2 protein-coding genes are annotated in these 1,139 nt (G+C 52.8%); both read right to left on the reverse strand.

What is annotated here, in order from left to right; genetic code table 11:
- Positions 1 to 330 precede the first annotated feature (330 nt).
- Positions 331 to 630 carry a CcdB family protein gene (locus V6N04_RS18990; protein ID WP_371171740.1) on the reverse strand — a complete coding sequence of 100 codons (300 nt, stop codon included), beginning with the start codon at positions 628 to 630 and terminating at the stop codon, positions 331 to 333.
- Entirely contained in the window at positions 630 to 863 is a 234-nt protein-coding gene (locus V6N04_RS18995; RefSeq protein WP_371171741.1) for a type II toxin-antitoxin system CcdA family antitoxin, read from the reverse strand. Before V6N04_RS18995 ends, V6N04_RS18990 begins: the two co-directional genes overlap by 1 nt.
- Positions 864 to 1,139 lie beyond the last annotated feature (276 nt).

The raw sequence follows: 1,139 nt of genomic DNA on the forward strand, positions 1-1,139 counted from the left end.
GCTATGAGGGGGTGAGGGAGCGAATGCACGGCCTTTGGGGTCGGCTACGTTCCCGAAAACGCTTAGCGTTCGTGGATTGTTCCTCCCAAGGCGCGTCTGAGCATGCTCGGGCCCCTTGGGCCGGATCAAGGGGCTGGGTCAATCCTTATAGTGGTTTTCTGCACTGAGCCGCACTCGACCCCAAAGTACGGAGGTACGGCACATTCAAGCCAGTATCCTGCTGAGGTATCGCGGCTCGATGTTATGTCTGTGTGCATCCGGGTGCCGGCGTTGACGCCAGTAACGACAAGACCAGGGTCAGTGTTCCAAAAATTATGGTGTCGGTTGCCTCTAGAACCCTTGTATAAGCATGTCGATTGCAGCTGTGATTTCGTCATATTTGTCATTCAGATTGTCCACGGGATCTCGAAGTATCGAGTTGGGGACCGACGCCATGAACTGTGTTGCCATGACATATTCACCGCCATCTATCATGAAGACCGGATTTAGGCATTTTGCGGGCGAGGGGCCCTTGCTGGCAACGATCAGTGGCGCGACAAGACGTGTATTCAGGGCTTCGAGAATATCTGACTGGATATCAAGTAGCAGCGTGTCTTTGTCGTCGCTTAAGTAAACATCGAACTTTGCCATTAGAACTTCCGATACCGTTCAAGGGGCAATCCCCGGCGCTCGATGAAAGTGTTGGAGCTTTCCAACGCGCCTGCATTCTCAGATAGCCATTGTTCCTTTCGAGCCTGTATGACGGCCGCGCGAACACCTTCTTCCGCAGCCCGAGACAGGTTCACGTTGAGCGCCTTTGCATCAGATAGCAGTTTGCTATCGAGTGTAAGGTTGGTGGGTTTTCTGGCAGCGGATAAGGGCATGATGATCTCCTTGGGGAGGAGAGTATCCGGATAATTCATATGCGTCAATCATGCGCACAATATGTAAACGCCATTCAGAAATGTCACTGGTCGCGCAAAGCAGGAATGTCATTAAAGGCGCTGACGGTAGCAAGGCTTGGCAGCCCTTAGACCTCCTGTGTGGATATATATGGACCCTGCCTGATTGCAACGGTCTGTTTGGTTCTGGTTTCGAGGTCGCGATTGCTGATGTATATCCGGCTTCTTGAGGCGGCCCGATATATCGTTGCCGCGAGC

It is taken from the genome of Aliiroseovarius conchicola, assembly GCF_041403445.1.
Taxonomy (GTDB): Bacteria; Pseudomonadota; Alphaproteobacteria; order Rhodobacterales; family Rhodobacteraceae; genus Aliiroseovarius; species Aliiroseovarius conchicola.